30 protein-coding genes are annotated in these 26,091 nt (G+C 71.4%); 16 read left to right on the top strand and 14 right to left on the bottom strand.

Annotated elements, in window-relative coordinates; translation table 11 throughout:
• The first annotated feature begins 22 nt into the window (after positions 1-22).
• Positions 23-1,360 (top strand): FAD-binding protein, encoded by a 1,338-nt coding sequence (locus HCT63_RS17200; RefSeq protein ID WP_167007736.1) that lies wholly within the window; start codon positions 23-25, stop codon positions 1,358-1,360.
• A gap of 11 nt (positions 1,361-1,371) precedes the next feature.
• Here HCT63_RS17200 and HCT63_RS17205 read toward each other — a convergent pair whose 3' ends face one another.
• Both HCT63_RS17205 and HCT63_RS17210 read right to left on the bottom strand, forming a co-directional pair.
• The gene (locus HCT63_RS17205; RefSeq protein WP_167007739.1) at positions 1,372-2,142 is read right to left on the bottom strand and encodes an MBL fold metallo-hydrolase; all 771 of its coding nucleotides are present in this window, start codon (positions 2,140-2,142) and stop codon (positions 1,372-1,374) included.
• Positions 2,142-3,497, bottom strand: a complete 1,356-nt coding sequence (locus HCT63_RS17210; protein ID WP_167007742.1) for a TrpB-like pyridoxal phosphate-dependent enzyme — start codon at positions 3,495-3,497, stop codon at positions 2,142-2,144. Before HCT63_RS17210 ends, HCT63_RS17205 begins: the two co-directional genes overlap by 1 nt.
• A gap of 114 nt (positions 3,498-3,611) precedes the next feature.
• On the opposite strand from HCT63_RS17210, the gene HCT63_RS17215 reads away from it, so the two are divergent.
• Both HCT63_RS17215 and HCT63_RS17220 read left to right on the top strand, forming a co-directional pair.
• Positions 3,612-4,073, top strand: coding sequence for an ATPase (locus HCT63_RS17215; protein ID WP_167007744.1), 462 nt, complete (start codon positions 3,612-3,614; stop codon positions 4,071-4,073).
• Positions 4,070-4,393 (top strand): metalloregulator ArsR/SmtB family transcription factor, encoded by a 324-nt coding sequence (locus HCT63_RS17220; protein WP_167007746.1) that lies wholly within the window; start codon positions 4,070-4,072, stop codon positions 4,391-4,393. The genes HCT63_RS17215 and HCT63_RS17220 overlap by 4 nt, the downstream gene beginning before the upstream one ends.
• 42 nt (positions 4,394-4,435) lie before the next feature.
• Here HCT63_RS17220 and HCT63_RS17225 read toward each other — a convergent pair whose 3' ends face one another.
• Positions 4,436-4,744 carry a zf-TFIIB domain-containing protein gene (locus tag HCT63_RS17225; RefSeq protein WP_167007748.1) on the bottom strand — a complete coding sequence of 103 codons (309 nt, stop codon included), beginning with the start codon at positions 4,742-4,744 and terminating at the stop codon, positions 4,436-4,438.
• 39 nt (positions 4,745-4,783) lie between these two features.
• The gene (locus tag HCT63_RS17230; RefSeq protein ID WP_167007750.1) at positions 4,784-4,972 is read right to left on the bottom strand and encodes a hypothetical protein; all 189 of its coding nucleotides are present in this window, start codon (positions 4,970-4,972) and stop codon (positions 4,784-4,786) included.
• 45 nt (positions 4,973-5,017) lie between these two features.
• Here HCT63_RS17230 and HCT63_RS17235 point away from each other — a divergent pair, with 45 nt between their 5' ends.
• Both HCT63_RS17235 and HCT63_RS17240 read left to right on the top strand, forming a co-directional pair.
• A complete protein-coding gene (locus HCT63_RS17235; RefSeq protein WP_167007753.1) occupies positions 5,018-5,398 on the top strand; it encodes a nitroreductase family deazaflavin-dependent oxidoreductase in 381 nt (126 codons plus the stop codon).
• A gap of 93 nt (positions 5,399-5,491) precedes the next feature.
• Positions 5,492-6,028: a DUF3060 domain-containing protein gene (locus HCT63_RS17240; RefSeq protein ID WP_167007756.1), complete on the top strand. Its 537-nt coding sequence runs from the start codon at positions 5,492-5,494 to the stop codon at positions 6,026-6,028.
• 7 nt (positions 6,029-6,035) lie between these two features.
• Here HCT63_RS17240 and HCT63_RS17245 read toward each other — a convergent pair whose 3' ends face one another.
• Positions 6,036-6,914 carry a LysR family transcriptional regulator ArgP gene (locus HCT63_RS17245; protein WP_167007759.1) on the bottom strand — a complete coding sequence of 293 codons (879 nt, stop codon included), beginning with the start codon at positions 6,912-6,914 and terminating at the stop codon, positions 6,036-6,038.
• 70 nt (positions 6,915-6,984) lie between these two features.
• On the opposite strand from HCT63_RS17245, the gene HCT63_RS17250 reads away from it, so the two are divergent.
• Positions 6,985-7,605, top strand: a complete 621-nt coding sequence (locus tag HCT63_RS17250; RefSeq protein ID WP_167007762.1) for a LysE/ArgO family amino acid transporter — start codon at positions 6,985-6,987, stop codon at positions 7,603-7,605.
• A 78-nt stretch (positions 7,606-7,683) separates the two neighbouring features.
• Positions 7,684-9,321, top strand: a complete 1,638-nt coding sequence (locus tag HCT63_RS17255) for a serine/threonine-protein kinase (protein WP_167007765.1) — start codon at positions 7,684-7,686, stop codon at positions 9,319-9,321.
• Positions 9,322-9,333: 12 nt separating this feature from the next.
• Here the strand turns inward: HCT63_RS17255 and HCT63_RS17260 are convergent, their stop codons facing one another.
• A complete protein-coding gene (locus HCT63_RS17260; RefSeq protein WP_167007768.1) occupies positions 9,334-9,588 on the bottom strand; it encodes a metal-sensitive transcriptional regulator in 255 nt (84 codons plus the stop codon).
• 77 nt (positions 9,589-9,665) lie between these two features.
• On the opposite strand from HCT63_RS17260, the gene HCT63_RS17265 reads away from it, so the two are divergent.
• Together HCT63_RS17265 and HCT63_RS17270 are read left to right on the top strand one after the other, a co-directional pair.
• Positions 9,666-9,836 (top strand): hypothetical protein, encoded by a 171-nt coding sequence (locus HCT63_RS17265; protein WP_167007771.1) that lies wholly within the window; start codon positions 9,666-9,668, stop codon positions 9,834-9,836.
• Positions 9,833-11,488, top strand: coding sequence for an FAD-dependent oxidoreductase (locus HCT63_RS17270; protein WP_243843093.1), 1,656 nt, complete (start codon positions 9,833-9,835; stop codon positions 11,486-11,488). The genes HCT63_RS17265 and HCT63_RS17270 overlap by 4 nt, the downstream gene beginning before the upstream one ends.
• 181 nt (positions 11,489-11,669) lie before the next feature.
• Here the strand turns inward: HCT63_RS17270 and HCT63_RS17275 are convergent, their stop codons facing one another.
• Positions 11,670-12,170, bottom strand: coding sequence for a MarR family transcriptional regulator (locus tag HCT63_RS17275; protein WP_167007774.1), 501 nt, complete (start codon positions 12,168-12,170; stop codon positions 11,670-11,672).
• 78 nt (positions 12,171-12,248) lie between these two features.
• Here HCT63_RS17275 and HCT63_RS17280 point away from each other — a divergent pair, with 78 nt between their 5' ends.
• Both HCT63_RS17280 and HCT63_RS17285 read left to right on the top strand, forming a co-directional pair.
• Positions 12,249-14,468 (top strand): LLM class flavin-dependent oxidoreductase, encoded by a 2,220-nt coding sequence (locus HCT63_RS17280; protein ID WP_167007777.1) that lies wholly within the window; start codon positions 12,249-12,251, stop codon positions 14,466-14,468.
• Positions 14,469-14,519: 51 nt separating this feature from the next.
• The gene (locus HCT63_RS17285) at positions 14,520-15,047 is read left to right on the top strand and encodes a DNA starvation/stationary phase protection protein (protein ID WP_167007780.1); all 528 of its coding nucleotides are present in this window, start codon (positions 14,520-14,522) and stop codon (positions 15,045-15,047) included.
• Between the two features lie 213 nt (positions 15,048-15,260).
• Here HCT63_RS17285 and HCT63_RS17290 read toward each other — a convergent pair whose 3' ends face one another.
• From HCT63_RS17290 to HCT63_RS17305, 4 genes are all read right to left on the bottom strand, one after another.
• A complete protein-coding gene (locus tag HCT63_RS17290; RefSeq protein ID WP_167007783.1) occupies positions 15,261-16,178 on the bottom strand; it encodes a glycine betaine ABC transporter substrate-binding protein in 918 nt (305 codons plus the stop codon).
• Between the two features lie 56 nt (positions 16,179-16,234).
• The gene (locus tag HCT63_RS17295; protein ID WP_167007786.1) at positions 16,235-17,104 is read right to left on the bottom strand and encodes a proline/glycine betaine ABC transporter permease; all 870 of its coding nucleotides are present in this window, start codon (positions 17,102-17,104) and stop codon (positions 16,235-16,237) included.
• Positions 17,097-18,353 (bottom strand): glycine betaine/L-proline ABC transporter ATP-binding protein, encoded by a 1,257-nt coding sequence (locus HCT63_RS17300; RefSeq protein WP_167007788.1) that lies wholly within the window; start codon positions 18,351-18,353, stop codon positions 17,097-17,099. Before HCT63_RS17300 ends, HCT63_RS17295 begins: the two co-directional genes overlap by 8 nt.
• A 299-nt stretch (positions 18,354-18,652) precedes the next feature.
• Positions 18,653-19,192: a class I SAM-dependent methyltransferase gene (locus tag HCT63_RS17305; protein WP_167007791.1), complete on the bottom strand. Its 540-nt coding sequence runs from the start codon at positions 19,190-19,192 to the stop codon at positions 18,653-18,655.
• A 60-nt stretch (positions 19,193-19,252) separates the two neighbouring features.
• Between HCT63_RS17305 and HCT63_RS17310 the strand changes: the two genes are divergently transcribed.
• A complete protein-coding gene (locus HCT63_RS17310) occupies positions 19,253-19,846 on the top strand; it encodes an HhH-GPD-type base excision DNA repair protein (RefSeq protein ID WP_167007793.1) in 594 nt (197 codons plus the stop codon).
• Positions 19,847-19,913: 67 nt separating this feature from the next.
• Here HCT63_RS17310 and HCT63_RS17315 read toward each other — a convergent pair whose 3' ends face one another.
• Positions 19,914-20,603, bottom strand: a complete 690-nt coding sequence (locus tag HCT63_RS17315) for a fasciclin domain-containing protein (RefSeq protein WP_167007796.1) — start codon at positions 20,601-20,603, stop codon at positions 19,914-19,916.
• A gap of 25 nt (positions 20,604-20,628) precedes the next feature.
• Positions 20,629-22,191, bottom strand: a complete 1,563-nt coding sequence (locus HCT63_RS17320; RefSeq protein ID WP_167007799.1) for a molybdopterin-dependent oxidoreductase — start codon at positions 22,189-22,191, stop codon at positions 20,629-20,631.
• A gap of 131 nt (positions 22,192-22,322) precedes the next feature.
• Here HCT63_RS17320 and sigK point away from each other — a divergent pair, with 131 nt between their 5' ends.
• Entirely contained in the window at positions 22,323-22,922 is a 600-nt protein-coding gene (gene sigK / locus HCT63_RS17325) for an ECF RNA polymerase sigma factor SigK (protein WP_167007802.1), read from the top strand.
• Positions 22,919-23,644: an anti-sigma factor gene (locus HCT63_RS17330; RefSeq protein WP_167009228.1), complete on the top strand. Its 726-nt coding sequence runs from the start codon at positions 22,919-22,921 to the stop codon at positions 23,642-23,644. The genes sigK and HCT63_RS17330 overlap by 4 nt, the downstream gene beginning before the upstream one ends.
• 9 nt (positions 23,645-23,653) lie before the next feature.
• On the opposite strand, the gene HCT63_RS17335 is transcribed toward HCT63_RS17330, so the two are convergent.
• Positions 23,654-24,193 (bottom strand): DUF664 domain-containing protein, encoded by a 540-nt coding sequence (locus HCT63_RS17335; protein WP_167007805.1) that lies wholly within the window; start codon positions 24,191-24,193, stop codon positions 23,654-23,656.
• Positions 24,194-24,337: 144 nt separating this feature from the next.
• Here HCT63_RS17335 and HCT63_RS17340 point away from each other — a divergent pair, with 144 nt between their 5' ends.
• Both HCT63_RS17340 and HCT63_RS17345 read left to right on the top strand, forming a co-directional pair.
• Entirely contained in the window at positions 24,338-25,438 is a 1,101-nt protein-coding gene (locus tag HCT63_RS17340) for an LLM class flavin-dependent oxidoreductase (RefSeq protein ID WP_167007808.1), read from the top strand.
• Positions 25,435-26,052: an FMN reductase gene (locus HCT63_RS17345; protein WP_167007811.1), complete on the top strand. Its 618-nt coding sequence runs from the start codon at positions 25,435-25,437 to the stop codon at positions 26,050-26,052. Before HCT63_RS17340 ends, HCT63_RS17345 begins: the two co-directional genes overlap by 4 nt.
• Positions 26,053-26,091: the final 39 nt, after the last annotated feature.

Raw genomic sequence — 26,091 nt, forward strand, 5'->3', positions numbered from 1 at the left:
GGTCCGGATCCAGGAGGTTCCCATGTCCACCACCCCAGCACGTCTCGGCACCGTGGTCGTCGCCGGCGGGAGCGTCGCGGGACTGCTCTCGGCGGCGGCCGTCTCTCGGCACGCCGACCGGGTCGTCGTCCTCGAGCGCGACTTCCTGCCCGACACACCCGCGCCGCGGCCCGGCACCCCACAGGCGATCCACACGCACGGACTCCTCCCTTCCGGGCGGTTCGCGATGGACGCGCTGCTCCCGGGCTTCACGGACGCGCTGGTCGAGGCTGGGGCACATGCCGACGGGGACGTCGGCATCGTGGGGCGCTGGTGGGTCGGAGGCGGGCTCGTCGCCGAGTGCGAGACCGGGGCCGGCGGCGTCGCCGTCTCCCGGCTCCTCCTCGAGCACACCCTCCGTTCCCGTGTCGCCGCGCTCCCGACCGTCGAGATCCGCACCGCCACGGATGTCGCACGGCTGACGGCGCACGACGGCCGGGTCACCGGTGTCGTCGCACGCGACCGCGACGCTGACCCCGCGGAGCGGGTGATCGAGTCGGATCTGGTCGTCGACGCGACCGGCCGCGCGGGACGGGCGCACCGGTGGTTGCCCGCGATCGGCGCCACGCCTCCGGACGAGGAACGGATCGAGATCGGCATCCGGTACGTGACGACCCACGTCAAAGCGGTCGACGGCGACGTCGGCGACCGCATGTTCGTGATCTCCGCCGCCACGCCCGAGGTGCCTCGGGGCGCGGTCGCGATCCGGCAGGAGGACGCCACGTGGACGCTGACGCTGTTCGCGTACGGCGACGAGCCTGTGCCGCTCGACGCCGACGGGCTCCGGCGCGCCGCCGAGAACGTGGTCGCGGCGGAGGTCGCCACCCTGCTCGACGACCGCGAACCCCTGCACGACGCGCTCGCCTACCGCTTCCCCGACTGCCGACGGCGTGCCTTCGAGCGCCTTCGCGACCTGCCCCTCGGGTACGCCGCCGTGGGCGACGCGATCTGCAGCCTCGACCCGACCTTCGGGCACGGGATGAGCCTCGCCGCGATGCAGGCCGTCGCGCTCGGTCGCGCGGTCGGCTCGGGTGGCCTCGACGAGGTGCGCGCCCGATACCCCCGGGAGGCGGCACGGATCGTCGACGGCGCGTGGACGATCGTCAGGGGAGCCGATCTGCAGCTGCCGGGAGTCGTGGGGACACAAACGCGTGCGGACGTGCTGATCGGGCGGTACGTCCGCCGGCTGCAGCGGGTGGCCCGCCGCGATCCGGTCGTCGCGGCCGCCCTCCTGCGGGTGACGGCGCTCGTCGCTCGACCGGAGAGCCTGCTGGCACCCCACGTCGCCGCGCGGGTGCTCGCGTCGCGCGGCGCGCGCTGACGGCCCGTCGCTCAGCGGCCGAACCGTCGTACGGCCTCGTCGTGCTCGTCGCGAAGCCAGTCCGCGGCGCCGGCGAGTCGGGGGTCCGTCGACGCGCCAGAACGGAGGTCTGCAAGGTAGGCGCGGTCGGCGGTGATCCGTCGTACGAGCGCGTCGTGGTCGCCGACGGTGCCGTGCCCGGGCACGACGATCGAGACGTCGGGCGCTGTCGTCTCGAACATCGCCAGCGCCGCCGCGTAGTCGTCCCACGGGTCGGCCGCCTCGAGGTCGAGCAGCGGCGGCTCGACGTCCGACAGCATGTCACCCGCCAGCAGGACGCCGACGTCCTCGACGAGCAGCGCTGCGTGCCCGACGGCGTGCGCGCGGTGCTCCAGCACCCGGCACCGGCGCCCCGTCCAGGGGAGCGTGGTCGCGCCAGGCGCGAGCGCGGTCACGCGGCTCAGGCCGCTCGGGTCGACACCCGCGAGCGCTTCTCGCGCCTTGCCGGCGTTGTCGCCCTCGACCGCGCGGGCCCGCTGCGCCCCGCGCGCCGTCGCCCACCGTGGGGCGTCGCCGAGCGCGGGTCGCCACAGGAGGTGGTCCCAGTGCGGGTGGGTGGAGAACGCCCCGGTGACCGTGAGCTCGCGTGACGCGAGCTCCGCGGCCAGGGCGTCGATCTCGGACGCCGTGACCGCCGGGTCGACGACAAGGCACTCCCGCCCGTCGGCCCCGACGACCACGGTGGTGGTCGTGGTGCAGAACGGGTGGGTCGCGACGAGGACACCGGGAGCGACCTCGATCATCAGAGCACCGGGACGGCCGCCAGGGACGTGGCGAGCGCCTCGTCGCTCAGTGGGTCGTCCTCGAGCCGCCCGTGGAGGTAGGAGTCGTACGCGCCGAGCTCGAGGAGCCCGTGGCCCGACAGGCCGATGACGATGACCGGCTCCTCGCCCGACTCAGCCGCGGTGAGCGCCGCGCGACGGGCCTGCGCGAGCGCGTGCGAGGACTCAGGCGCCGCGACGATGCCCTCCGTACGGGCGAACTCGGTCGCGGTCTCGAAGCACTCGCTCTGGTGGAGCGCGACCGCCTCGATCAGCCCCTCGTGCGCGACGTGCGAGACCAGCGGAGCCATCGCGTGGTAGCGCAGCCCGCCGGCGTGGATGGTGGACGGCACGAAGTCGTGGCCGAGCGTGTACATCTTCATCAGCGGCGTCATGCCGCCGGTGTCACCGAAGTCGTACCGGTACTCGCCGCGCGTGAGCGTCGGGCACGAGGACGGCTCGACGGCGACGATACGCGGCTGCTGGCGTCCGGCGAGCTTCTCGCGCAGGAACGGGAAGGCGAGCCCGGCGAAGTTGGAGCCGCCGCCCGCGCAGCCGATGACGAGATCGGCCCCGGACTCGCCAGCCTTCGCGAGCTGGAGCACCGCCTCTTCCCCGATCACCGTCTGGTGCAGGAGGACGTGGTTGAGGACCGAGCCGAGGGCGTACTTGGTGCCGTCGTCCTGCGCCGCGAGCTCGACGGCCTCGGTGATCGCGATGCCGAGCGAGCCGGGGTGGTCGGTGGGGAAGCCCTTGCCAAACTCGGTCAGCGTGCTCGGCGACCGGTGCACCTTGCCGCCGAAGACCTCGATGAGCGTGCGGCGCTGCGGCTTGGTGTCGTACGAGGCGCCGACCTGCCACACCTCGCACTCGAGCCCGAACAGCGCGCACGCGTACGACAGCGCCGTGCCCCACTGCCCGGCGCCGGTCTCGGTGGTGAGCCGGGTGATGCCGTTCTGGGCGTTGTAGTAGACCTGCGGGACGGACGTGTTCGTCTTGTGGGAGCCGGCCGGCGAGACACCCTCGTACTTGTAGTAGATCCGCGCGGACGTGCCGAGCTTCTGCTCCCAGCGGCGGGCGCGGACCAGGGGCGACGGGCGGTACTGGCGGTAGATGTCGCGGACGGCCTCGGGGATCTCGACGTAGCGCTCGGTGGTGACCTCCTGAGCGATCAGCTCGGGCGGGAAGAGCGGAGCCAGGTCGTCGGGCCCGACGGGCTCGTGCGTGGCCGGGTGGAGCGGCGGGGGCGGCGGCGTGGGGAGGTCGGCGACGATGTTGTACCAGTGGGTCGGCATCTCCGACTCGTCGAGCGTGAAGCGGATGCGGTCGTCGGTCATCGTTCCTCCTGCGTCGGGTGTCGCGCCAGCGTAGCGAGCGGTACTTGCGTCGGCGTGGGATGAGATGCAACTCTAGGGTTGCATGTTGGCAGATGACGCGAAGGGCGGCAGCAGATGGACGCGCACGACAGGATCGACAAGCGGCGGGAGATCGACGCATCGGCCCAGGAGGTGTGGGACCTGGTCTCGATCCCCGGCTGGTACATCAACGACGGCACGGCATACGTCGAGCACGAGATCGAGTACGAGGGCGACGTGGCGCTCGTCCGCGACCCGCAGCATGGAGTCTTCGCGTTCCGTACGGTCGCGCTGGAACCGCCTCGGTACGCGGCGTTCCGTTGGATCGCCGACCACACTGCGGCCGAGCCCGACGACGAGTCGACCCTGGTCGAGTTCTGGATCGACGAGCGCCCCGGCGGAGTGACGCTGCGAGTGGCCGAGAGCGGATTCGCCTCGCTCAGCGGCTCGGAGGACGAGCGGCGGGCCAAGCTGGCCGAGAACGCAGAGGGCTGGGAGATTGAGCTCGTCGTCGCACGGGACCACCTCACCGTCAGCGCTGTCACCGGCGACGCGTGAGCGCACCGACATCACCCGCACCGGTATTCGCCGCGCTCGGCGACGCGACGCGCTGGCGGATCCTCGTACGGCTCGGGCAGCGGGGCGCCTCGGCGTCGGCGCTCGCGGCCGAGCTCCCGATCTCACGCCAGGCCGTCGTGAAGCACCTCGAGGTCCTGCGCGCAGTGGGGCTCGTGACCTCCGAGCGACGCGGACGCGAGGTGGTCTTCCGTCCGCTCGGCGGCCCCCTCAGCGCGCTCGGACGGGACCTCCAGCGCCAAGCAGCGGCATGGGACCGGCGGCTCGCGACGCTCGCGGAGAAGGCCGAGCGGGACGAGTGACCGAGTGACCGTACGCCGACTCGTCCCACCCCACATCGGACCTCAGTCGAAGAGGTCGGAGAGCCAGTTCTCCTTCTTCTTCTTCTTATACGAGCGGTCGTCGTAACGGCGGTCGTCGCGGCGCTCCTCGTACCGCGGCTGCTGGTATGACTGCTGCGGCCGCTCCTGGTAGGTCGGGGCGGGCGCCGGCGCTGCTGCAGGTGCGGGCGCTGCCTGCGTCCCGGCGCGGTCGATGATCTTGTCGAGCTCACCGCGGTCCAGCCAGACGCCGCGGCACTCGGGGCAGTAGTCGATCTCGATCCCGCTGCGCTCGCTCATCACGAGGGTGGTGTCGTCGTTGGGGCATCTCATGGGTCAATCCTGCGGGGTCCGAGGTCCGCAGCCAAGCCCTCAGCCTTCTGTCCAACCCCTCGCGACGTGCGCAAGGAACGCCGGGTCGTCGGACGTCAGCCTGTCGACCTCCTCGCCGCCGTCGCAGCGGCACAGCGCAACGGTGGCGCGCCTCGCTGTCCGACTGACCACGCTCCACGTCCCGCCGGCACGCACCCAGCGCTCCAGCACCTCGAGATCGTCGGACATCTCCCCATCATGGCGCGTGAGCGTGGCGCGTGGCACCGTACGAGGATGCCGATCCCCAAGAGCGCGGGACGCCTCAACCGGGCGGGCCCCAACCGGCTCATCGTTCACGTCGCGCCGTGGATGCCTGGGTTCGGCGTCGTGAGCCACCGCGGCCGCCGGTCGGGACGGACGTTCCGCACGCCCGTCGCGGTCTTCCGACGTGGCGACGAGATCGCGTTCGCGCTCGTGTACGGAGCTGAGACCGACTGGGTGCGCAACGTGCGCGCGGCCGGCGGGGCGACCGTACGGACACGGGGTCGGGATCTCCGTTTCACCCACCCTCGGCTGGTCCACGACCCGGACCGGACTCGTGCCCCCGCACCGGTGCGGCTCGCCCTCGCCGCGCTCGGGGTTGAGGACTTCCTCGTCTGCGACGCCGCGGGATGACGGTTAGCGTGCAGGGGAGACCGGCCACGGGGGTGGCGCCGAGCGCAGGGGGTCTACATGCATCGCTCAACGAGACGTCGTAGAACCTCGGTGGTGGTGCTGTTCGCGTGCGCGGCTGTCCTCGGCGCGTGCGGCGAGGCGGCCGACGACGACCCGGATCCGACCGTGTCGACCCCGGCCGAGATGTCGCCGACCACCGAGGGATCAGCCACGCCGACGGACGGCACGTCCACTGCGACGCCCCGCAGGGTGACGGTGGGCAAGGGGCAGGAGCACCGGATCACGACCGCCGAACCGGCGCTCGTGGCGTGTGACGGCGGCGGCGAGGTGAAGGTGCTCGCTGCTGCCACGGTCACCGCCACCGGCCCGTGCGGCGAGATCGACGTCGACACCGACGGCGCTACTGTCACGTTCGAGACGGTCCGCGACCTTGGGGTCGACGGCTCCGACAACACGATCACCGGGGTGCGGACCCTCGAGCTCGACGTCGGTGGCAGCCGCAACGAGATCATGATCAAGCAGCTGCGGGCCGTCGACGTCGAAGGCTCTAACAACACGATCCTGCACGGGTCCGCGCTGACCCCGCGAGTCGACGACGAGGGGCAGGGCAACACCATCGGCGAGGGCTGAGCCGGCGTCAGCGCAGGTGCTGTCGCGCACCCTCGCGCACCGCATCGGACAGAAGGGTCAGCGCGGGGGAGTCGAGCTGGTACTGATGCCAGTGGAGCCGTACGTCGATCCTCCCGCGCTCACCGATCTCGCGCACCGCGTCCGACTCCTCGAGCGGGCCGGACTGGAGGTCGGGGAGCATGCCCCAGCCGATCCCGAGGGCGATCGACTCACGGAACGCCTCGGACCCGGGGACGTAGTGGCGGGGCGGGTCCACGCGGCGGCGCGTGACGCGGCGGACGAGTCGCTGCTGCAGCTCGTCGTCCCTGTCGAACTCGACCACGGGTGCCCGCGCGAGCGCGTCCGGTGTCAGGCCGTCGGGGAACCAGCGGGCGGCGAACGACGGAGCCGCCATTGCCCGGTAGCGCATCGTCCCGAGCACGCTCACCGAGCAGCCGGGGACCCGGTCGCCCACGGCGCTGACGGCTGCCATCGCCGAGCCGTCCCGCATCCGGGCAAGGGCGTAGCGTTCGTCCTCGCGCTGCACGTCGAGGAGCACCCGGTCGGCGACGCCCGCGACGGAGGGGAGGAACCAGGTCGCCAGCGAGTCGGCGTTCACGACCACCGGCACAGCGACGGGGACGCCGTCGCCGCTGACGGGGGTGAGCTCGCGGATGAGCAGGTCGACCTGCCGGGCGAGGCGAAGGACCTCTGCCCCCTGCTCGGTGACGGTCACAGGTCGCGTCCGGCGTACGAGGACCCGGCCGGTGGCGGCCTCGAGCGCCTTCATCCGCTGGCTCACCGCAGACGGTGTGATCCGCAGGTGGGACGCGGCGGCCTCGAAGCTGCCCTCGGAGACGACCGCAGCGAGGGTACGGAGCTGGTCCAGGGCCAGATCGCCTCTCATAAAGCTCTCCTTCATCGGATGAAGAAAGATTAGCTGGAATCAGCACGTGGAGGCGCCTAGCGTCGTGTCTGTGAACGACACCGACACGCTTGCCGCGCTGCTCGCCGGCCTTGCCACGGGCCTGTCCCTGATCGTGGCGATCGGGGCGCAGAACGCGTTCGTCCTGCGTCAGGGGCTGCGCCAGGAAGGCGTCGGCGCGGTCGTGCTGGTCTGTGCCGCGTCGGACGTCGTGCTGATCCTCGCCGGTGTCGCCGGGGTCGGCGCGCTGCTCGAGCGGGCGCCGGGGCTGGTCGAGGTGGCGCGCTGGGCCGGCGCGGCGTTCCTGGTCGCGTACGGGCTGATGGCGGCGCGACGGGCCGTCGTCGGCGGGCGGCTGGCCGTCGACGACCGAGGCACACGGAGGTCCCTCTGGCCGGTGGTCGCGACGGCACTCGCGCTGACGTGGCTCAACCCGCACGTCTACCTCGACACCGTGCTCCTCCTCGGCTCCGTCGCGGGTTCGTACGGCGACGCGCGGTGGGCTTTCGCGGGCGGCGCGGTGGTGGCGAGCATGGCGTGGTTCGCCGGCCTGGGGTACGGAGCACGGGTGTTGAGGCCGGTGTTCGCCCGGCCTGCAGCGTGGCGGGTGCTCGACGCCGCGGTGGCGGTCGTGATGCTCGCGATTGCGGCGCGGCTCACGTTTGGCGGGTGACGGCGGGCATGCCGCGGGTGTCGAACCGGACTCGTTGTTAGGCTTCCGAGACGACCAGTCGTAGCGGAAGGGGCCTCCGTGTCGGCATCAGACGGCGCATCGCCGACTCGTGCGCTCCCTCTGGCGCGCCCAGAAGTCCCCCAGGCGGGGCCGTACACGCTCCACACCCTGCTGGGTTCGGGCGGCTTCGGAGCGGTCTACGTCGCGAGCACCCAGGGCGGCCCGCGGGTCGCGGTGAAGGTGCTCACCTTCGAGGGACGCGGGGCACGCGAGCGCTTCGCGGAAGAGGCGCGGCTGCTCCACGAGCTCGGTGGGCGCGGGTTCCCCGCGTACGTCACGGGCGATCTCACCCCTGCCCGGCCGTGGTTCGCGATGGAGCTGCTCGAGGGCATCACGATCGACGAGGCTGTCCGCCATGCGGGGCCGATGGCGGTCCCTACGGTCGCCGCGGTCGCGCTCGACCTCGGGCGCTCGCTCCACCGGCTGCACGGCCTCGGCTTCGTGCACCGCGACATCAAGCCCGCCAACGCCGTCCTCGCGGGCCGCCGCGCGACCCTCATCGACGTGGGCATCGCTAAGGGGGAGCACGGGCTCGATCTCACCACGACCGGCGAGATGATCGGCTCCGCCGCGTGGGCCGCTCCCGAGCGCCTGCTCGGTGATCGCGCCACGCCGGCAAGCGACGTGTACGGGCTCGGGCTGTTGGTCGCCTACGCCTCGGCGGGGCGACGTCCGTTCCCGAGCGGCGACGACGCCCGGACGGTCGCGGCGGTCGTCGACGGCCGACTCGACCTCGCTGGGGTACCCGATGCCTTGCGCGACCTGGTCGTGCGGATGACGGCGCGCGAGCCTGCCGACCGTCCGACCATGCCGCAGGCAGCAGCCTCGCTCGCCGACCTCGCGCGTGACGAGCCGAGGTCCGACCAGGCGCCGCGCAGCGAGGCGCCACGTCGACCTGCGCCTGCGCCCGTCCCCGCACCTGCACCGGTCCCCACCCCTGCGCCCGTTCCCACCCCGCCACCGGCCACCGCGGACACCACACCGACCAAGGCCGCACCCGCTCCTCGGCCGCAGCCCGTTCCCACAGGTGCCGAGGAGGCCCTCCAGCGGCTGGCGGGCAACTCGAGTCTCGCGGCTTCTCTGCGGGTGGCGCACGAGCGAGGCTACGACCGCGCGGCGGTCGCGATCGTCGCGCGTGCCCAGCGGCGTTCCCACCGGCGCGCGGTGAAGGCGCTCGACCCGGCGCGCGTGAAGGCGACAGTGTGGCGCGCGCACGGCTGGTACGACGACCAGCACGCGGCGCGACGTCGCTTCGTCGACACCGACGAGGGATGGGCCAAGGAGCGTGCGCTCATCCGGCGCGGCTGGTGGCTGGACAAGGCCGCCGGCTTCACGGCGATGCTCGGCATCCTGCTCGTGGTCGCCGCCGGTGCGAGCACGGACGGCTCCGGGGCGAGGGCTCCGTTCGCGTGGCTCGACTCGATCTTGCCGTTCGTCGCCGTGCGTGACGGGCGCGGGCTCGCCTGGGATCTCCTCCTGGTGCTGATCGCGGTGGGGGCACTGCTCTTCGCGGGCGTGAAGTGGTCGGGTGAGGCGCGGCTCGCGCGGGGCCAAGGGGCGCCGCAGAGCATCCGGATCGGCCCGTCGCTGCTCGCCGCGGCGTACGCCGTGGTCGCCGTCGCGATGGTGCTCACCGTCCTCGGCTTCTTGTCCTGACCTCGCCCGGCGTCAGGCCAGGGACAAGAACACTCGCTCAAGCTTCTCGGCGTCGGCCTCTTCGCCGGCGGCGAGGCACTCCTTGAGGCCTGAGGCGACCAGGGCGAACCCCGCCCGGTCGAGAGCCTTGCTCACCGCGGCGAGCTGCGTCACGACGTCCTCGCAGTCACGCTCCTCCTCGAGCATGCGCAGGACGCCGGCCAGCTGCCCCTGCGCGCGCCGCAGGCGGTTGACGACGGGCTGGGTGGCTTCGGTGGAGAGCTGCATGCCTTGAACGATACCCCCCGGGGTGTAGGCTCGCACGCAGTCGACCGATACCCCCCTGGGTATCCGAGGAGGATCAGATGTGCCGAGCAGTCACGTGCCGTACGTGTGGCAAGACGACGTGGGCCGGGTGCGGCCAGCACGTCGCGACGGTGATGGGGCCCGTCCCGAAGGCTGATCGGTGCACCTGCGACCGGGCGGCCGCCAAGCCACGCTCGCTGGCGAGCTGGCTCCCGTTCGGGCGGCGGTGAGCGCTGTGGAGCCGCGTTGCACGATCGTCGTCGGTGGCGTCGCCGCGGGGATGTCCGCCGCGACGCGCCTGCGCCGGAACGACGAGCACCGCCGCGTCGTGGTGCTCGAACGAGGTGCCCACGTGTCTTTCGCCAACTGTGGGCTTCCCTACCACGTGGGTGGCGTGATCGAGAAGCGCGACGACCTGCTGCTCCAGACCCCCACGTCGCTGGCGGCACGCTTCGGTCTCGACGTGCGGACCCGGCACGAGGTCGTCACGATCGACCGCGATCGCCGCACGGTCGTCGTCCGCGCGTTCGACGAGGACCGCGAGTACGAGGAGTCGTACGACGAGCTCGTCCTCGCCACGGGGGCCCGTGCCGTACGGCCGCCGATCCCCGGTGCCGAGCGCGCCCACACGCTGCGCGACCTCGACGACATGGACGCGATCCTCGCCGTGCTCGATGGGTCGTCGGTGGCCGTGGCCCGCTCCGTGGTCGTCGTGGGTGCCGGGTTCATCGGGATCGAGCTCGCCGAGAACCTCACCCGTCGCGGGCTCGGCGTCGCCCTCGTCGAGCGCGAGGCCCAGGTGCTCCCGCCGCTCGACGTCGAGATGGCAGGACTTGTCGACGCGCGACTGCGGGCGCACGGGGTCGACGTGCGGACCAGCGCCGGCGTGGCCCGCATCGACGCCGACGAGGTTGTGCTCGACGACGGGACGCGGCTGGCGGCCGACCTCGTGGTGACCGCCGTCGGAGTGGTGCCCGAGTCCGGCCTGGCCGAGCGTGCCGGCCTCGCTGTCGGTGAGGGTGGGGGCGTCGAGGTGGACCCGCAGCAGCGGACCAGCGACCCCGCGATCTTCGCCGTCGGCGACGTCGCCGTGAAGCGCGATGCTCTGAACGGCCAGGCGACCCTCATCCCGCTCGCGCAGACCGCCAACCGTCAGGGGCGCCTGGTCGCCGACGTCATCGCGGGACGCGACGTCGTCGCGCCACCCGTGCTCGGGACCGCCGTCGTCGGTGCCTTTGGCATGACCGCGGCGACGGTCGGGTGGAGCGAGAAGCGCGTACGCGCAGCGGGGCGTCCAGTCCGCGTGATCCACACCCATCCGAGCGACCACGCCGGCTACTACCCGGGGGCGCGTGCGATCGCGCTCAAGCTCCTCGTCGATCCCCGTACGGACGCGATCCTCGGCGCGCAGGGCGTGGGGGAGGCGGGCGTCGACAAGCGCATCGACGTCATCGCGACGGCGATGCGCGGTGGTCTGCGTGCGAGTGACCTCGCCGACCTCGAGCTCGCGTACGCGCCGCAGTACGGATCCGCGAAGGACCCGGTCAACATGCTCGGCATGGTCGCCGACAACCTCGCGGCGGGCTTCACCGACACGGTGCAGTGGCACGAGGTCGACGAGGTGGCGCGCTCCGGCGCGACGGTCATCGACGTGCGGACGCCGGAGGAGTACGCGTCCGGGACGCTGCCCGATGCCGTCAACGTTCCCTTGGACGAGCTGCGTCACCGGCACCAGGAGCTGCCTGAGGGGCGTCTCGTCGTCACGTGCGCGGTTGGGCAGCGCGGGCACACCGCGACGCGGCTGTTGCGCCAGCTCGGGCGCGAGGACGTCGCCAACCTCGACGGCGGCTACCGGACGTGGAAGCAGGCGGTCGGCGTCTGAGCGCATGGGCGGGCGATGTCGACCGGACGGGAGGGAGCACGCGCGCCAGCGCCGCCCCCGAGGTCCGTGAGATTCCGGACGGGCCTGGGACATCGCGTGGATCGACTCCGGATGGCGCTCTACAGATCCGGCCTCTCCGGTGCTGCACTTCACGCGTGAGCGCTGAGGTCGGCGGAGGTCCTCAGTCGTCCTCGGCGAGGGCAGCCCGGCAGTGTGGGTCCTCCTCGGTGGCGCGCGCGAGACGAGCGGCGAGAAGCTCAGCGGTCTGCGCGAGCACGTCGACACGGTCGGTGCCGAGCGTGTCGAGCACCAGGGTGCGCAGCGACTCCTCCCGTATGGCGCGGGCGCGGGCCGCGGCCTGGCGGCCCGCCTGCGTGATCACGACGTCGGCGCTGCGGCCGTCGGCGGCACAGGTCTCTCGGGCGAGCAGGCCCCGCTGCTCCATGCGGCGCGCCTGGTGGGACAACCGGCTCTTCTCCCACTCGAGCGCGAGTCGTAGGTCGCGTGAGCGCATCCGGCCGTCCGGCGCCTCGACGAGCGCCTCGAGAACGATGTAGTCCGCATCGGACAGTCCCGTCTCGCGGGTGATCTCGCGGGCGAGGTGGCGTACGAGACGCTCGTGCGTCGACGCGTACGCGCGCCAGGCGTCCAGGCTCGTCGAGGTCGTGCTCGTGGCGGTCACGCGTCCAGCCTAGCCGTTGGTTGATGTATCATCCGCAGCCGAGTAAGGTTGATCCATCAACCTAGACGGAGGACCTTCATGCCCGACTACGGCCACGACCTGAGATTCGGCACGTTCCTCACGCCCCAGAACGCCGCGCCCGACCAGGTCGTCGCACTGGCGCAGCTCAGCGAGGAGCTCGGGTACGACCTCGTGACTTTCCAGGACCACCCGTACCAGCCCGCGTTCCTCGACACGTGGACGCTCCTCAGCTATGTCGCCGCGCGAACCACCCGCGTGCACCTGGCGCCGAACGTCCTCAACCTTCCGCTCCGCAACCCTGCGGTGATCGCCCGTTCCGTCGCGAGCCTCGACCTCTTGTCCGGCGGCAGGATCGACCTCGGTCTCGGCGCCGGAGCGTTCTGGGAGGCCATCGAGGCGATGGGCGGTCCGAAGCTGACGCCCGGGCAGAGCGTGGCGGCGCTCGCCGAGGCGCTCGACGTGATCCGCGGGATCTGGGCCGTCGACCAGCGCGGCGGCCTGTTCGTCCCAGGTGAGTTCCACTCCGCGACCGGCGCCAAGCGTGGCCCGGCACCTGCTCACGACGTGCCGATCTGGCTCGGCGCCTACAAGCCGCGGATGCTGCGGCTGATCGGCGAGAAGGCCGACGGGTGGCTGCCGAGCCTGAGCTATCTGCAGCCTGGCGACCTCGCGCGAGGCAACGCGGTGATCGACGAGGCGGCCCTCGCCGCGGGACGCGAGCCCCGAGACGTCCGGCGGCTGCTCAACGTCCTCGGTGGGCAGGAGATCCGGCGCCCGGAGGAGTGGCTCGACCAGCTGCTCCCGCTGGCGCTCGAGGACGGCATCAGCACCTTCATCCTCGGCACCGACGACCCACGCAGGATGCAGGAGTTCGCTGAGGAGGTGATCCCCGCGCTGCGCGAGGAGGTCGCTGCCGAACGGGTGGACGCGCCGGGGACCGCCATGGGCGGGCGGAGTGCGCGCGCCCTGTCTCGCCGCGCTCCGGGGATCGACTACGACGCGATCCCGCCGTCGCTGGCTGCCGACGCGGTCGAGCCCGCCGACCCGACGTACGGGCGTGTGCGCCACAGCTACGTCCACCGGGGCAGTCCGGGGCTCGTGCTCCGGCCGGCCGACACCGCGCAGGTCGCCGAGGCTGTCGCGTACGCCCGGCGCCAGCAGGTGCCTTTCGTCGCCCGCAGCGGCGGCCACGGCATTGGCGGGTCGTCGACCAACGACGGCGGGATCGTGGTGGATCTCGGACGGCTGAAGACCGTGGAGGTTCTCGACCGCGCGCGCCGGATCGTCCGGCTCGGCGTCGGCCTGCGATGGCGCGAGGTCGCCCGAGAGCTCGCGCCGTATGGGCTCGCGATCAGCTCGGGCGACTCCGGCGACGTCGGTGTCGGCGGCCTCGCGACGTCCGGGGGCATCGGGCTGCTCGCGCGCTCGTACGGGCTCACCGTCGATCACGTCGTCAGCGCTGACGTCGTGCTCGCAGACGGCACGGTCGTCCGCGCCGACGCCGACCACCACCCGGACCTGCTGTGGGCCGTGCGCGGCGGTGGCGAGTACGTCGGGGTCGTGACCAGTCTCGACATCGAGGCCATGGAGCTCTCCGACGTCGTGCTCGCGGTGATCGTGCATGAGGTGGACGACACGGCCGACTACCTCGCCCGGCTGGGCTCGCTGACCGAGTCGACGTCCCGCCTGCTCACCCCGTTCACGACCGTGTTCCCGGCCGGTGACAGCCAGACGTACGCGCGGATCATGCTGGTGTGGGCCGGCGACGACACCGAGACGGCAGTCGGATCGATCGAGCCGTTCCTCCACCTCGCGCCGGTCGTGCAGCAGCAGGCGCAGGTCGCGCCGTACAAGGGCATCATCGGCTCGACCGGCGACCCGACGGCGGGCCACGTGCAGCCGCCGACCCGGTCGGCGCTCGTGGCGCACCTCGACGACGAGGTCGTCCAAAAGGCGGGGCGGATGATGGACGACGGTCGCTTGCAGATGATGCAGGTGCGTGCCTTCCCCGGCGCGGCCGGTGACGTCACCGCCGAGGCGACCGCGTTCGCGCACCGCGACCGGGCGTACAGCGTGCTGGTGGTCGCCGCGGGCGACGACTCCGTCGACGCGGAGTGGGACGGGGTCGTCGACGCGCTCTACGGCAACTTCGAAACCGTCCTCACACCCGAGACGACCGCGAAGACCTTCCCCCCGGCGACGCTGGCACGCCTGCGCGAGGTCAAGGCGAACTACGACCCGGACGGTGTGCTCGGTCGCACATCGCTCGGTGATTGAGCGGGGGCGCCCTGGGCACCGTCCAGGTGAGTCGAAAGAAGGAGGAGCTCCATGAGCAAGACGATGAAGAGCGACAAGCACCCTACGGTCGAGGCGCCCTACCGGGCTTCGAAGCAGATGGCCGACCACCTCCAGCAGATCCACGTCGAGCTGATCGATCTCCACCTGATCGGCAAGCAGGCGCACTGGAACGTCGTCGGCAAGAACTTCCGCGACCTCCATCTCCAGCTCGACGAGATCGTCGACGCAGCGCGGGGATTCAGCGACGACGTCGCCGAGCGGATGCGCGCCATCTCCATCACGCCGGACGGACGTGCCGCGACGGTCGCCGAGCGCAGCAGCCTGCCGGACTACCCGTCCGACGAGGTCGACACGGCCGAGACCGTCGATCTCGTGACCAGTGCGCTGCACGCCGTGGCGGCGACCGCACGGCGGATCCACGACGACGTCGACGAGGAGGACCCGACGACGGCGGACTTACTGCACGCGATCCTCGAGCGGGTCGAGCAGCTCGCCTGGATGGTCGGAGCAGAGAACCGCATCGCCAACCGCAGCATCCCGCGACCGATCCACGAGTAGCGCGGACGCTGCCGCGGTGAGCCACGTCCGCCACGGGAGGGCGCGCCTTTTCGGCGTGGCTCACCGAAGGTCGACGTGGCTCACCACGGCCGTACGGAGGCGGTGGCCGACTCCGACGCGCCAACCGGCGTTGCCCAGGCTGGCGTGGCAAACCCCGGGCGGGCGCGACGATGGCCGGTCCCGACGGGGACCGGCCATCGTCGTGCGCGAAGGTCAGCTCACGCCGGCCTTCTTCTTGAGGTCGTCGACGAACGTGGGGTTGTCCTCGAGCCACTGCTTCACCGCGTCCTCCTCAGCGACGTCGTCGCCGGAGTTGAACATGAGGTTCTCCAGCGAGAAGAGCTGCTCGTCGTTCAGCGTGAACGCGCCGATCATCTCCTCGACGTCGCCGAAGCGCTCACCGAAGTCCTTCGACCCGTAGGCGTGGATCTCCTCGGCCTCGCCGAGCGTGCCCTTGGGATCCTCGAGGTCACGCATCGGGAACTCGTCGTACGCCCAGTGCGGGCGCCACAGCGTCACGGCAATGTTGTCACCGGACTTCGTCGCGCTCTTCAGCTCGGCCAGCATCGCCGGGGTCGACGAGATGACGTAGTCCATCTTGTCCAGGCCGTACGTGGGCACCACCTCCTCCTGCGTGACCTTCGTGAGGCCGGCACCCGCCTCGATACCGACCAGGCGGTTGCCGTACTCGTCGGCCATGCCCGCCAGGTCCTCCAGCGACTTGGCCGGCGAGCTCTCGTTGACGGCGATCGTCAGCTTGGCGTTGTCGTACCAGGTGCCGAGATCGGTGATGTCGTCGCCGAACTTCTTCAGATACGAGGCGTGGGTGAGCGGGAGCCACGTGTCGAAGGTGACGTCGAAGTCCCCGCCGGCCAGGCCGGTGAAGACGACCCCGACGTCCGCGGTCTCGGTCTCGACCTCGTACCCCTCGTCCTCGAGGATCGCCTTCCACAGGTGGGAGACGGCGATGCCTTCGTCCCATCCGGAGGGGATGCCGATCGAGATCGACTTCTCGTCGTCGCCGCTGGCCGACTCAGAGCCTCCGCAGGCGGCGAGGCCGACGCTCAGGACGAGCGCGGACGCGGTGGCGGTGACGCCCCGCAGGAGTCGGGATGTGCGTACGCGTGACATGTGTTCCTTCCTTCGGCTGCGCCGGTGGGCGCCGCCTGGGTTGGGGGTGTCGTCGCTCAGGAGCGGCTCGTGGCCAGCGCCTTGGCGACAGGGGTGCGGGCGGAAAGGCCCGCGGTGACGCGATCGAGGAAGATCGCGAGGATCACGACGGAGATGCCAGCTTCGAAGCCCATGCCGACCTCCACGCTGCTGAGGGCTGACACGACGTCGCGGCCGAGGCCCTCGGCGCCGACCATGCCCGAGATCACGACCATCGAGAGCGCGAGCATGATGACCTGGTTGACGCCGGCCATGATCGTCGGCATCGCCAGCGGGAGCTGGACCTGCCGCAGGATGCGGCCTGGGGTGGCACCGAACGCCTGTCCCGCCTCCACGACCTCGCCGTCGACCTGCCGGATGCCGAGCTCGGTGAAGCGGACGCCCGGCGCGAGGGCGAAGATCACCGTCGCGACGATGCCCGGGACGACGCCGGTGAGGAAGATGACGACCGTCGGGATGAGATAGACGAACGCCGGCATCGTCTGCATGAAGTCCAGCACCGGCTTGACCACGGCGGAGACCGTGTCGTTGCGCGCCGCCCAGATGCCGACCGGGACGGCGATCGCCAGGGCGATGACGGAGGCGAGCAGCACGAGCGCGAGCGTCTTCATCGCGTTGTCCCACTGGTCGACGCTCGCGATGAGCGTGAAGCCGACAACGGCGACGAGGGCGAGCCGCCAGCCCTTCGCGACAAGGGCGACCAGCGCCAGCAGCACCGCGAGCACCCAGAACGGCGGGGCCAGGAGGAGCTCGCTGAGGCCGTCGTACGCCCCGGAAAGAACCTCCTTCACGAACCCGAAGAACGGGCGGAACGTGTCGGTCACCCAGTCGACACCGGTCTCGACCCATTCGCCGAGGGGCATGCGAGGGATGGGGCTGTCAGTCATCGTCGCCTCCCGTGGTCGGCTCGGCAGGGGCCATCGCGGACAGCAGCGTCACTCGCGGCACGACGCCGACGAGCCTTCCGTCGTCATCGGTCACCGGTACGGGCAGCGTGCCCTCCGCGGCAGGGGCGAAGACATCGGCCAGCAGCGTCGTCGTCCGCACGGACGCGACGTCCTCGCGCACCGCGCTGGCGATGGTGTCCTTGCCCTCGCGGAGTGCGGCGACCGCGTCGACGTCGTGGACGACGCCGCGCAGGACGCGCTGGCGGTCGACGACGTACGCAGCCGGCACCTGCGCCTCGCGCATCGTGCGGCTGGCCTGACGAGGGCCCCCGGCCAGGGGGACGACCGCGGTGGGGCGGACCATCACCGACGAGGCCGTCAGCACGCGGCTGCGGTCGACGTCGGCGACGAACTGCGCGACGTAGTCGTTCGCCGGGTCGGACAGGATCTGCTCGGTGGTGCCGACCTGAGCGATCCGGCCGTCACGCATGACGGCGATCCGGTCGCCGATGTGCATGGCCTCATTGAGGTCGTGCGTGATGAAGACGATGGTCTTGCCGAGGCGGCGCTGCAGATCGAGCAGCTGCTCCTGCATCTCGCGGCGGATCAGCGGGTCGAGCGCTGAGAACGCCTCATCCATGAGGAGGATGTCGGTGTCGGCCGCCAGCGCGCGGGCGAGCCCGACCCGCTGGCGCATACCGCCGGACAGCTGCGAGGGCAACGAGCTTTCCCACCCGTCGAGGCCGACGAGCGCGAGCGCCTCGGCGGCCTTGGCGCGGCGCTCCTTCTTGCGGACTCCCTGGATCTCGAGGGGGTACGCGGCGTTGTCGAGCACCGTGCGGTGGGGAAGCAAGGCGAAGTGCTGGAAGACCATGCTGACGCGGGCGCGGCGCAGGGCGCGCAGGGACTTCGCGTCGACCGTCGCGAGGTCGTCGTCGCCGATCAGCACCCGCCCGGCGCTCGGGCGCCACAGGCCGTTGAGCATCCGGATGAGCGTCGACTTGCCCGACCCCGACAACCCCATCACGACGAAGATCTCGCCGACACGGATCTCAAGGCTCGCGTCGATGACGGCGGCGGTGCCGTACGGCTTGACCTCATCGCGGCTCGCGCCGGCCTCGAGGCGTCGCACGGCCTCGGCGGGGCGTCGGCCGAAGACCTTCGAGACGTTCTCGATGCGCAGGGCGACCGGGGCGTCGGTCGAGGATTCCAGGAGCGGTGAGAGTTCTTGACCCACGCTGGCGGTCATCACGGGACTTCTTCGCCACCTTTCGGACGTTCGGCTGCACCCGCCGCGTCGGGGGTCGACGCGAGAGGCGTCAGGCGCAGCCTCGCTGTCTGCTGGCGACGTAGGCACCATCGTGGGTGCCCGTGACCGGGGTCCCGCTGGAGGCGGGCGCGCCGTACGGACGAACGTCGCGCTCCTTGCATCCTGCCTGGTCAAGGTCACTAACGGTAACGACAGGGGGCGCTGCAGGGCCTTACGTGCGGTGTGTTACGGGCGGCAGGTGACGCCTGTGGTGGCAGGGGCTGTGGGCTCCAGCTTCGTTATCGGTTCGTGATCCCTCGGGGGCGGCGCGAGGCGGTGAAGGCACCCAGTCGGGGTGACGCCGCGACGGCCGTCACGGCGTCGAAACCGCCGCCGGTCAGCGATCGGGTCACCCCGTCGGAGACCCTCGCGCCGACGGTGCTGGTCGGCGTTTCGTAGAACAGCCAAAGACTGCCCTCTGGGTGCAGGACACGATGGAGCTCGGCGGCCAGCCTCGAGGCGTCGCTGGTCCAGAAGACGTTGACGTTCACCGCGAACGCGAGGTCGTACGCGGCGCCCGGCAGCATCGCCGCGACGTCCTCGATGGCGCCTCGTCGTACGTCCCACCGGGCCGGTGACCCGGCGTCGGCGCAGCGCTGCCTCGTACGGCGCTCGGCGACCTCCGAGCGGTCGACACCGAGGTACGAGCCGTCAGGTCCGAGGCGTTCGAGGACCAGCTGCGCGGCGACGCCCGGTCCGCCGCCGATCTCCAGGACGGCGCTCGAGCGCGTGAGCGGGAGCGAGGCGACGGCGTGGGTGAGGCGTGCGGGGACAGCCATGCCCCACCGTACGACGTCCGCCGTTCGTCGAACGTGGGCTCGTTTTGGGATGATCGGGGCATGAGCCTCAACCTCACCGGTGACGCCGAAGCGGACCAGCTGCTCGACTCCGACCCGTTCGCGCTGCTCGTCGGCATGCTTCTCGATCAGCAGTATCCGATGGAGGCGGCGTTCGCGGGCCCGCTCAAGATCGTGCAGCGGGTCGGCAGCATCGACGTGCAGACGATCGCGGAGTACGACCCCGAGGCGTTCGCCGCGCTCTGCTCCACGCCACCGGCGGTCCACCGCTATCCGGGCTCGATGGCCAAGCGCATCCAGGAGCTCGCCGCGTACCTGATGAGCGAGTACGACGGCGAACCCGCACGCCTCTGGACCGAGGGCGACCCCGACGGCAAGACCGTGCTCAAGCGCCTCAAGGCGTTGCCGGGGTACGGCGACCAGAAGGCGCGGATCTTCCTCGCGATGCTGGGCAAGCAGCGTGGGGTCGAGCCGGCCGGGTGGCGTCAGGCTGCGGGCGCGTACGGCGACGAGGGCTCGCGCCGCTCGATCGCCGATGTCGTCGACGCCGAGACGCTCCAGGAGGTGCGGACGTTCAAGAAGGAGCAGAAGGCGGCAGCGAAGGCAGCCAAGGGCAAGGTGTCTGAGGGGTCTTAATCCGGGCTCCGCTGGCGCTCCGCCCCTGCTCGACCAGCGAGTCCGCTGGCCGAGCAGGACGGATCGCTCACATCGGCGGCATCAGGACCGAGTCGATGAGATAGACGGTCGCGTTCGCGGTCTTCACCCCGCCGCAGACCACCGCTGCGTCCTCGGCACCGACGGTGAGCTCGTCGGCCGAGCCCTTCACCTCCAGCTCAGCACCGTTCGCCGTCGTGTGCGTCCCCACGACCTCGTCGGGGCTGAGCTGCCCCGGCACGACGTGGTACGTCAGCACCGACGTCAGGGTCTCCGCTCCGGCCGGCTTCGCCAGCTCGGCGACGGTCTCCTTCGGCAGCTTCGCGAACGCCGCGTCGACCGGCGCGAACACCGTGAACTCGTCGCCGTTGAGGGTGTCGACGAGATTCACGTCCGGGTTGAGCTGCCCGCTCACGGCCGCGGTGAGCGTCTTGAGGAGCGGGTTGTTGCTCGCCGCGGTCGCGACCGGGTCCTGGGCCATCCCGTCGACCGAGCCGGCACCGTCGGGCACCTGTTCGGCGTACGAGGCGCAGCCGGGACCGACGAGCTCGGACGAGGCGTCAGACATGGCAGCATCGTCGGTCATCTCGGAGGTTGCCGACTCCGAAGCGCTCGGCGTGGAGTCGCCCGAGCCTGAGCCCGAGTCGGAGTCGTCGCTGCCGCAGCCTGCGGTGAAGAGGGCCAGGGACGCCAGCATGGCCACCGCCGCGAAGCGGGTCTTGTGCGTGGTCCTACTCATGGTTGTGCCTTCCTGTCGTGATCGGTCACTCCACCGAGAAGCTGACGCTGTGCCAGCCGGTGGCACCGTCCGGGCGTGGTTCGGCCCGGTCGGAGGTCTGTGTGGTCCCGTCCGCGTCGGTCGCGCGCACGGTGAGCGTGTGGTCGCCGCGGGTCGCGTCGCGCCAGTGCCACGTCCATTGGCGCCACGTGTCGATGCCGTCCTGCGGGGCGAGCTGCGCCGACTCCCACGAGCCGTCGTCGACCCGCATCTCCACGGCCCGTACGCCGACGTGCTGCGCCCAGGCGACGCCGCCGACTCGGACGGAGTCGCGGTCGAACGACTGGAACGAGCGCGGGACGTCGATGCGCGACGCGAGCTTGATCGGGGCCTGCTCGGCCCAGTCGCGCTCGGTCCAGTACGCCTCGAAGTCTGCGAACCGCGTGACCTCCAGGTCGACGAGCCACTTCGTCGCCGACACGTAGCCGTACAGCCCGGGCACGACCATCCGTGCGGGGAAGCCGTGGTCCAGCGGCAGTGGCTCACCGTTCATCGCGAGCGCGACCAGCGCGTCGCGCCCGTCGAGGACCGCGTCCAGCGGCGTACCGATCACCATCCCGTCCGCGCTCGTGGACTTGAGCGCGTCGGCGCCGTCGCGCACCCCCGCGCGCCGCAAGAGGTCGGCCAGGGGGACGCCGATCCACGTGGCGTTGCCGGCGTACGGGCCTCCGACCTCGTTGGAGACGCAGGTGAGCGTGATGCGGCGCTCGATCAGCGGCATGTCGAGGAGGTCGGCGAAGCTCAGCTCGAGCTCCTCGTCCACGTCGCCGTGGATCCGCAGGCGCCAGGTGTCGGCGGGGACGTCGGGAACGATCAGCGCGGTGTCGACGCGGTAGAAGTCGCGGTTCGGCGTCACGTACGGGGTCACGCCTGACAGCGGGTCGAGCCCGTCCGGCAGCGGGGGCGCGGGGCTGCGCGGGACCGGGACGCGGATGCGCGACCGCGACACCGCCGCATCCGACCCGCCCGCGATCCGGGTCACCGCACCGCCGGTCGCCGCGACGGCGGCCGTGCCGAGGACGGCGACGAGGAACCGTCGGCGGTCGAACCCTGACGGCAGGTCGTCGCCGGGTCGGCGTGAGGGAGTTGCGCCCTGGCTCTGGTTAGAGGCAGGAAGCGCCCGCAGCAGGACGAGGAGCGTCGCTGCCGCGACGATGCCGGTCGCGACGGGCGCGAGGAGGGCGACCGCGGGCCACGCCGAGGTCGTCCTGTCGACCGCCGTCGCCACCACCGCGACCGCGCCCACGGCCGCCACGAGGACGACCGCGAGCCGGCGGCGGGAAGCCCCGAGCACTCCCGCCGCCGCGGCCAGCACGAGGAGCACCAACGCCATCCCGCTCAGCAGCACGGCCTTGTCGCTCTCGCCGAACGCCCGTACGGCGAAGTCCTTCACGAACCCTGGCGTCAGCGCGATCACCGCGTTGCCGACCGCAACGACGGGCGACGGCCCTCCGGTGACGGCCGCCACCGCCGTCCCCACCGCCACGCCGGCCAGTGCGGCCAGCACACCGCTGCCGGCAGCGAGGAGGCGAACCCGGGTCCTGGTCATGCCCTTGCTTCGCGGCGACCGGCGACACGGATGGGTCCGGCGAGTGACAATGTGAACGCGGACGATCGGACCCATCCCCGGGGCGCACTGCCTCGAATCACCGATGACAGTCCCTCCAACCAGGAGTGCCGATGGCAGACCCAGAGCGTGGCCGGCGCGCAGCCCCCGACGCGAGCACGCCCGACACGGGTGACGCGGTCGAGTCCCTGATGGGACGCGTGGCCAGAGGGGACGAGCAGGCCTTCGCCGCGGTGTACGACGCGCTGGCGGGTGCCGTCTTCGGCCTCGTACGGAGGATTCTGCGTGACCCGGTGCGCTCGGAGGAGGTGACGCAGGAGGTGTTCTTGCAGGTGTGGCAGATCGCGCCGCGTTTCGACGCGCGGCGGGGGCGTGCAAAGACGTGGGTGCTGACGCTGGCCCATCGCCGTGCCGTCGATGCTGTACGGCACGACCAGGCCGCGGCCGACCGCGACGCACGGTACGACTGGTCCGGCGGGCCCGCGTACGACCAGGTCACCGACGAGGTGACCGTACGGCTCGAGCACGAGCAGGTACGCCGATGCCTGGGCACGCTGACCGACCTGCAGCGTGAAGCGGTCGGCCTCGCCTACTACCAGGGCCACACCTACGCGGAGGTCGCGGTGATCCTTGAGGCCAACCCGGCGACGGTGAAGACCCGCCTGCGCGATGGATTGATCCGCCTGCGCGACTGCCTGGGGGTGACGGCATGACCAGCGATCCGCACACGCTCGCGGGCGCGTTCGCCCTCGATGCGCTCGACGCCGAGGAGCGCGCCTCGTACGAGTCCCACCTCGCCGAGTGCGCGGACTGCGAAGAGGAGGTCCTCGGCTTCCAGGAGACGGCCGCGCGGCTCGGTGCCGCGCAGGAGGCGGCACCTCCGGCGCACCTGCGCCGCGCCGTCCTCGACGCGGTCTCCCGCACCCCGCAGGAGCGGCCTGTCGTCACCGACCTCTCCAGCGCGCGGTCGTGGCGCCGCGGGTGGCCGGCACGGATCATGCTCGCTGCGGCGGCCCTCGCGCTGGTCGTCGGCGCAGTCGGCTTCGGCCTGTCCCAGCGCGACCAGGTCGACCGGATGGAGGCCCGCCAGGCCGCGATGACGGAGGTGCTCTCCGCCCCGGACGTCGAGATGGTGACGGCCCCGGTCGACGGTGGCGGGACGGTGCGCGTCGTGCAGTCTGCCGACCTCGGCAAGGCCGTGATGGTCGTCGCGGACCTGCCCCGGCTCGGCGACGACCTGGACTACCAGATGTGGACGGAGTCGGACGGCGCCATGCACAGCGCAGGCGTCCTGCCACGCGACGAGCAGGGGGCGCGGGGAGCGCACCTCATGGACGACGTCACCGGTGTGACGGCGGTCGCGATCAGCGTGGAGCCCGCGGGTGGGTCGAAGGAGCCGACGAGCGCCCCGATCGTCACGGTCGTGACGTCCTGACGTCCGGTCTCACCCCAGGTCGGCCCGCTCGGCGAGCCCGCGGACGTACGAGGCCTGACCGAGGTGCTGGACGCTGTCGTCGAACATGCTGACGAGCCGGACGGCCGCCGTCACCGGGGGATCCCACCGGTCGTCGACGATGCGTCGCAGCCCTGCGACGTCGACGCCGTGCAGGAAGGACCGGAGCCGCCCGGTGACGTCGTGGTGGTAGCCGGCGAGCTTCTCGCCGCTGACCACGACGGCGGCGACCTCGTCAGGCGACTGCCCGTAGCCGGTGGCGGACTTGGCGAACGGGAGCCCGAGCTCGTCGTACCAGCCGTCGGCCGTCCACGCCTGAAGGGTGCCCATGAGGTCAGCCCCGTGGTCGTCGAGCACGCGCGCCTGGTGCCAGACGAGCCAGCAGACCGTGTTGGACTCGCCGTCCGGGCGGTACGTGCCGATCGGGAGGGGAAGGTCGCGAGTGAGGTCGTCGACGAGGTCATCGATCCGGTCGACCTGGTCGAGCAGGATCGCGCGCAAGGTGTCGAGTGCGGCGGAATCATTGCTCATAGGGGCCACGTTAGGGGTTTCGGCTGACAACGCCCGCTCGAGCGGCCGGCGGCGGGGGAATAGGCCGACTGGTCAGATAGTTGAAGGCTGTACTAGATTGGTTCCAGAGCGATCGCGGGAGCGATCAGACAAGGGGACGAGCAGATGCAGTTCGGGATCTTCACCGTCGGCGACGTCACGACCGACCCGACGACGGGCCGGACGCCGTCCGAGCACGAGCGGATCAAGGCGACCATCGAGATCGCCAAGAAGGCCGAGGAGGTCGGGCTCGACGTCTTCGCGACGGGGGAGCACCACAACCCGCCCTTCATCCCGTCCGCCCCGACGACCACGCTGGCCTACATCGCCGCGCAGACCGAACGGCTCATCCTCTCGACCTCCACGACGCTGATCACCACGACCGACCCGGTGCGCATCGCTGAGGACTACGCGACGCTGCAGCACCTGTCGGACGGCCGCAACGACCTGATGCTGGGTCGCGGCAACACCGGTCCGGTCTATCCGTGGTTCGGCAAGGACATCCGGCAGGGCATCGAGCTCGCGATCGAGAACTATCACCTGCTGCGCCGCCTCTGGACCGAGGACGTCGTCGACTGGGAGGGCAAGTTCCGTACGCCGCTGCAGGGCTTCACCGCGACCCCGCGCCCGCTCGACGGAGTCGCGCCGTTCGTCTGGCACGGCTCGATCCGCAGCCCGGAGATCGCCGAGCAGGCCGCCTACTACGGCGACGGGTTCTTCTCGAACCACATCTTCTGGCCTGCCAGCCACACCCAGCGCATGGTCGCGTTCTACCGTCAGCGCTTCGAGCACTACGGCCACGGCAGCGCCGACCAGGCCATCGTCGGCCTCGGCGGGCAGGTGTTCATGCGCAAGAACAGCCAGGACGCGGTGGACGAGTTCCGGCCGTACTTCGACAACGCGCCCGTCTATGGGCACGGGCCGAGCCTCGAGGACTTCACCCGCGAGACGCCGCTCACCGTCGGCAGCCCGCAGCAGGTCATCGAGCGGACGCTGGGGTTCCGGGAGTACGTCGGCGACTACCAGCGCCAGCTGTGGCTCATGGACCACGCAGGTCTGCCGCTCAAGACCGTGCTCGAGCAGCTCGACCTCCTCGGCGAGGAGGTCGTCCCGGTGCTGCGCAAGGAGTTCGCCGCGCTGAAGCCCGCCCATGTTCCCGAGGCCTCGACTCACGCATCGCTCGTCGCCGTCGCGCAGGCCGCGACCACTGAGGAGGTGACTGCATGACCACCCGCAAGATCACCGTCGTCAGCGCCGGCCTGAGCCAGCCGTCCTCGACACGCCTGCTCGCCGACCGGCTTGCCCAGGCGGTCCGCGACGACCTGCTCACCAGCGGGGTCGAGGCCGAGGTGACCGTGCACGAGCTGCGTGAGCACGCGCACGACATCACCAACGCGATGCTCACCGGCTTCGCCCCGGCCGGACTCCAGGCGGTCCTCGACGACGTCGTGGCCGCGGACGGGCTGGTCGTCGTGACGCCGATCTTCACCGCGTCCTACTCGGGGCTCTTCAAGTCCTTCTTCGACGTGCTCGAGAAGGACTCCCTGGCCGGCAAGCCGGTGCTGATCGCCGCCACGGCGGGCACGGCACGCCACTCGCTGGCCCTCGAGCACGCGCTGCGGCCGATGTTCGCCTATCTGCGCGCTGTCGTCGTGCCGACCGCTGTCTTCGCGGCGTCGGAGGACTGGGGCGGTGTCGACGGTGTGAACGGTGCCTTGCAGTCCCGTGTCGAGAGGGCCGCCGGCGAGCTCTCGACGCTGGTCGCCGCCCGAGCGAGCAGCGCGCCGGTCGACCCGTTCGCGATGACGAGCTCGTTCGAGGATCTTCTCTCAGGGTCCTGAGCTCCGCGTGGCTGCCGTGTTGGCCCACGTGAGTGTGCT

This window comes from Mumia sp. ZJ430, assembly GCF_011751845.1.
In the GTDB taxonomy this organism is placed as follows: Bacteria; Actinomycetota; Actinomycetes; order Propionibacteriales; family Nocardioidaceae; genus Mumia.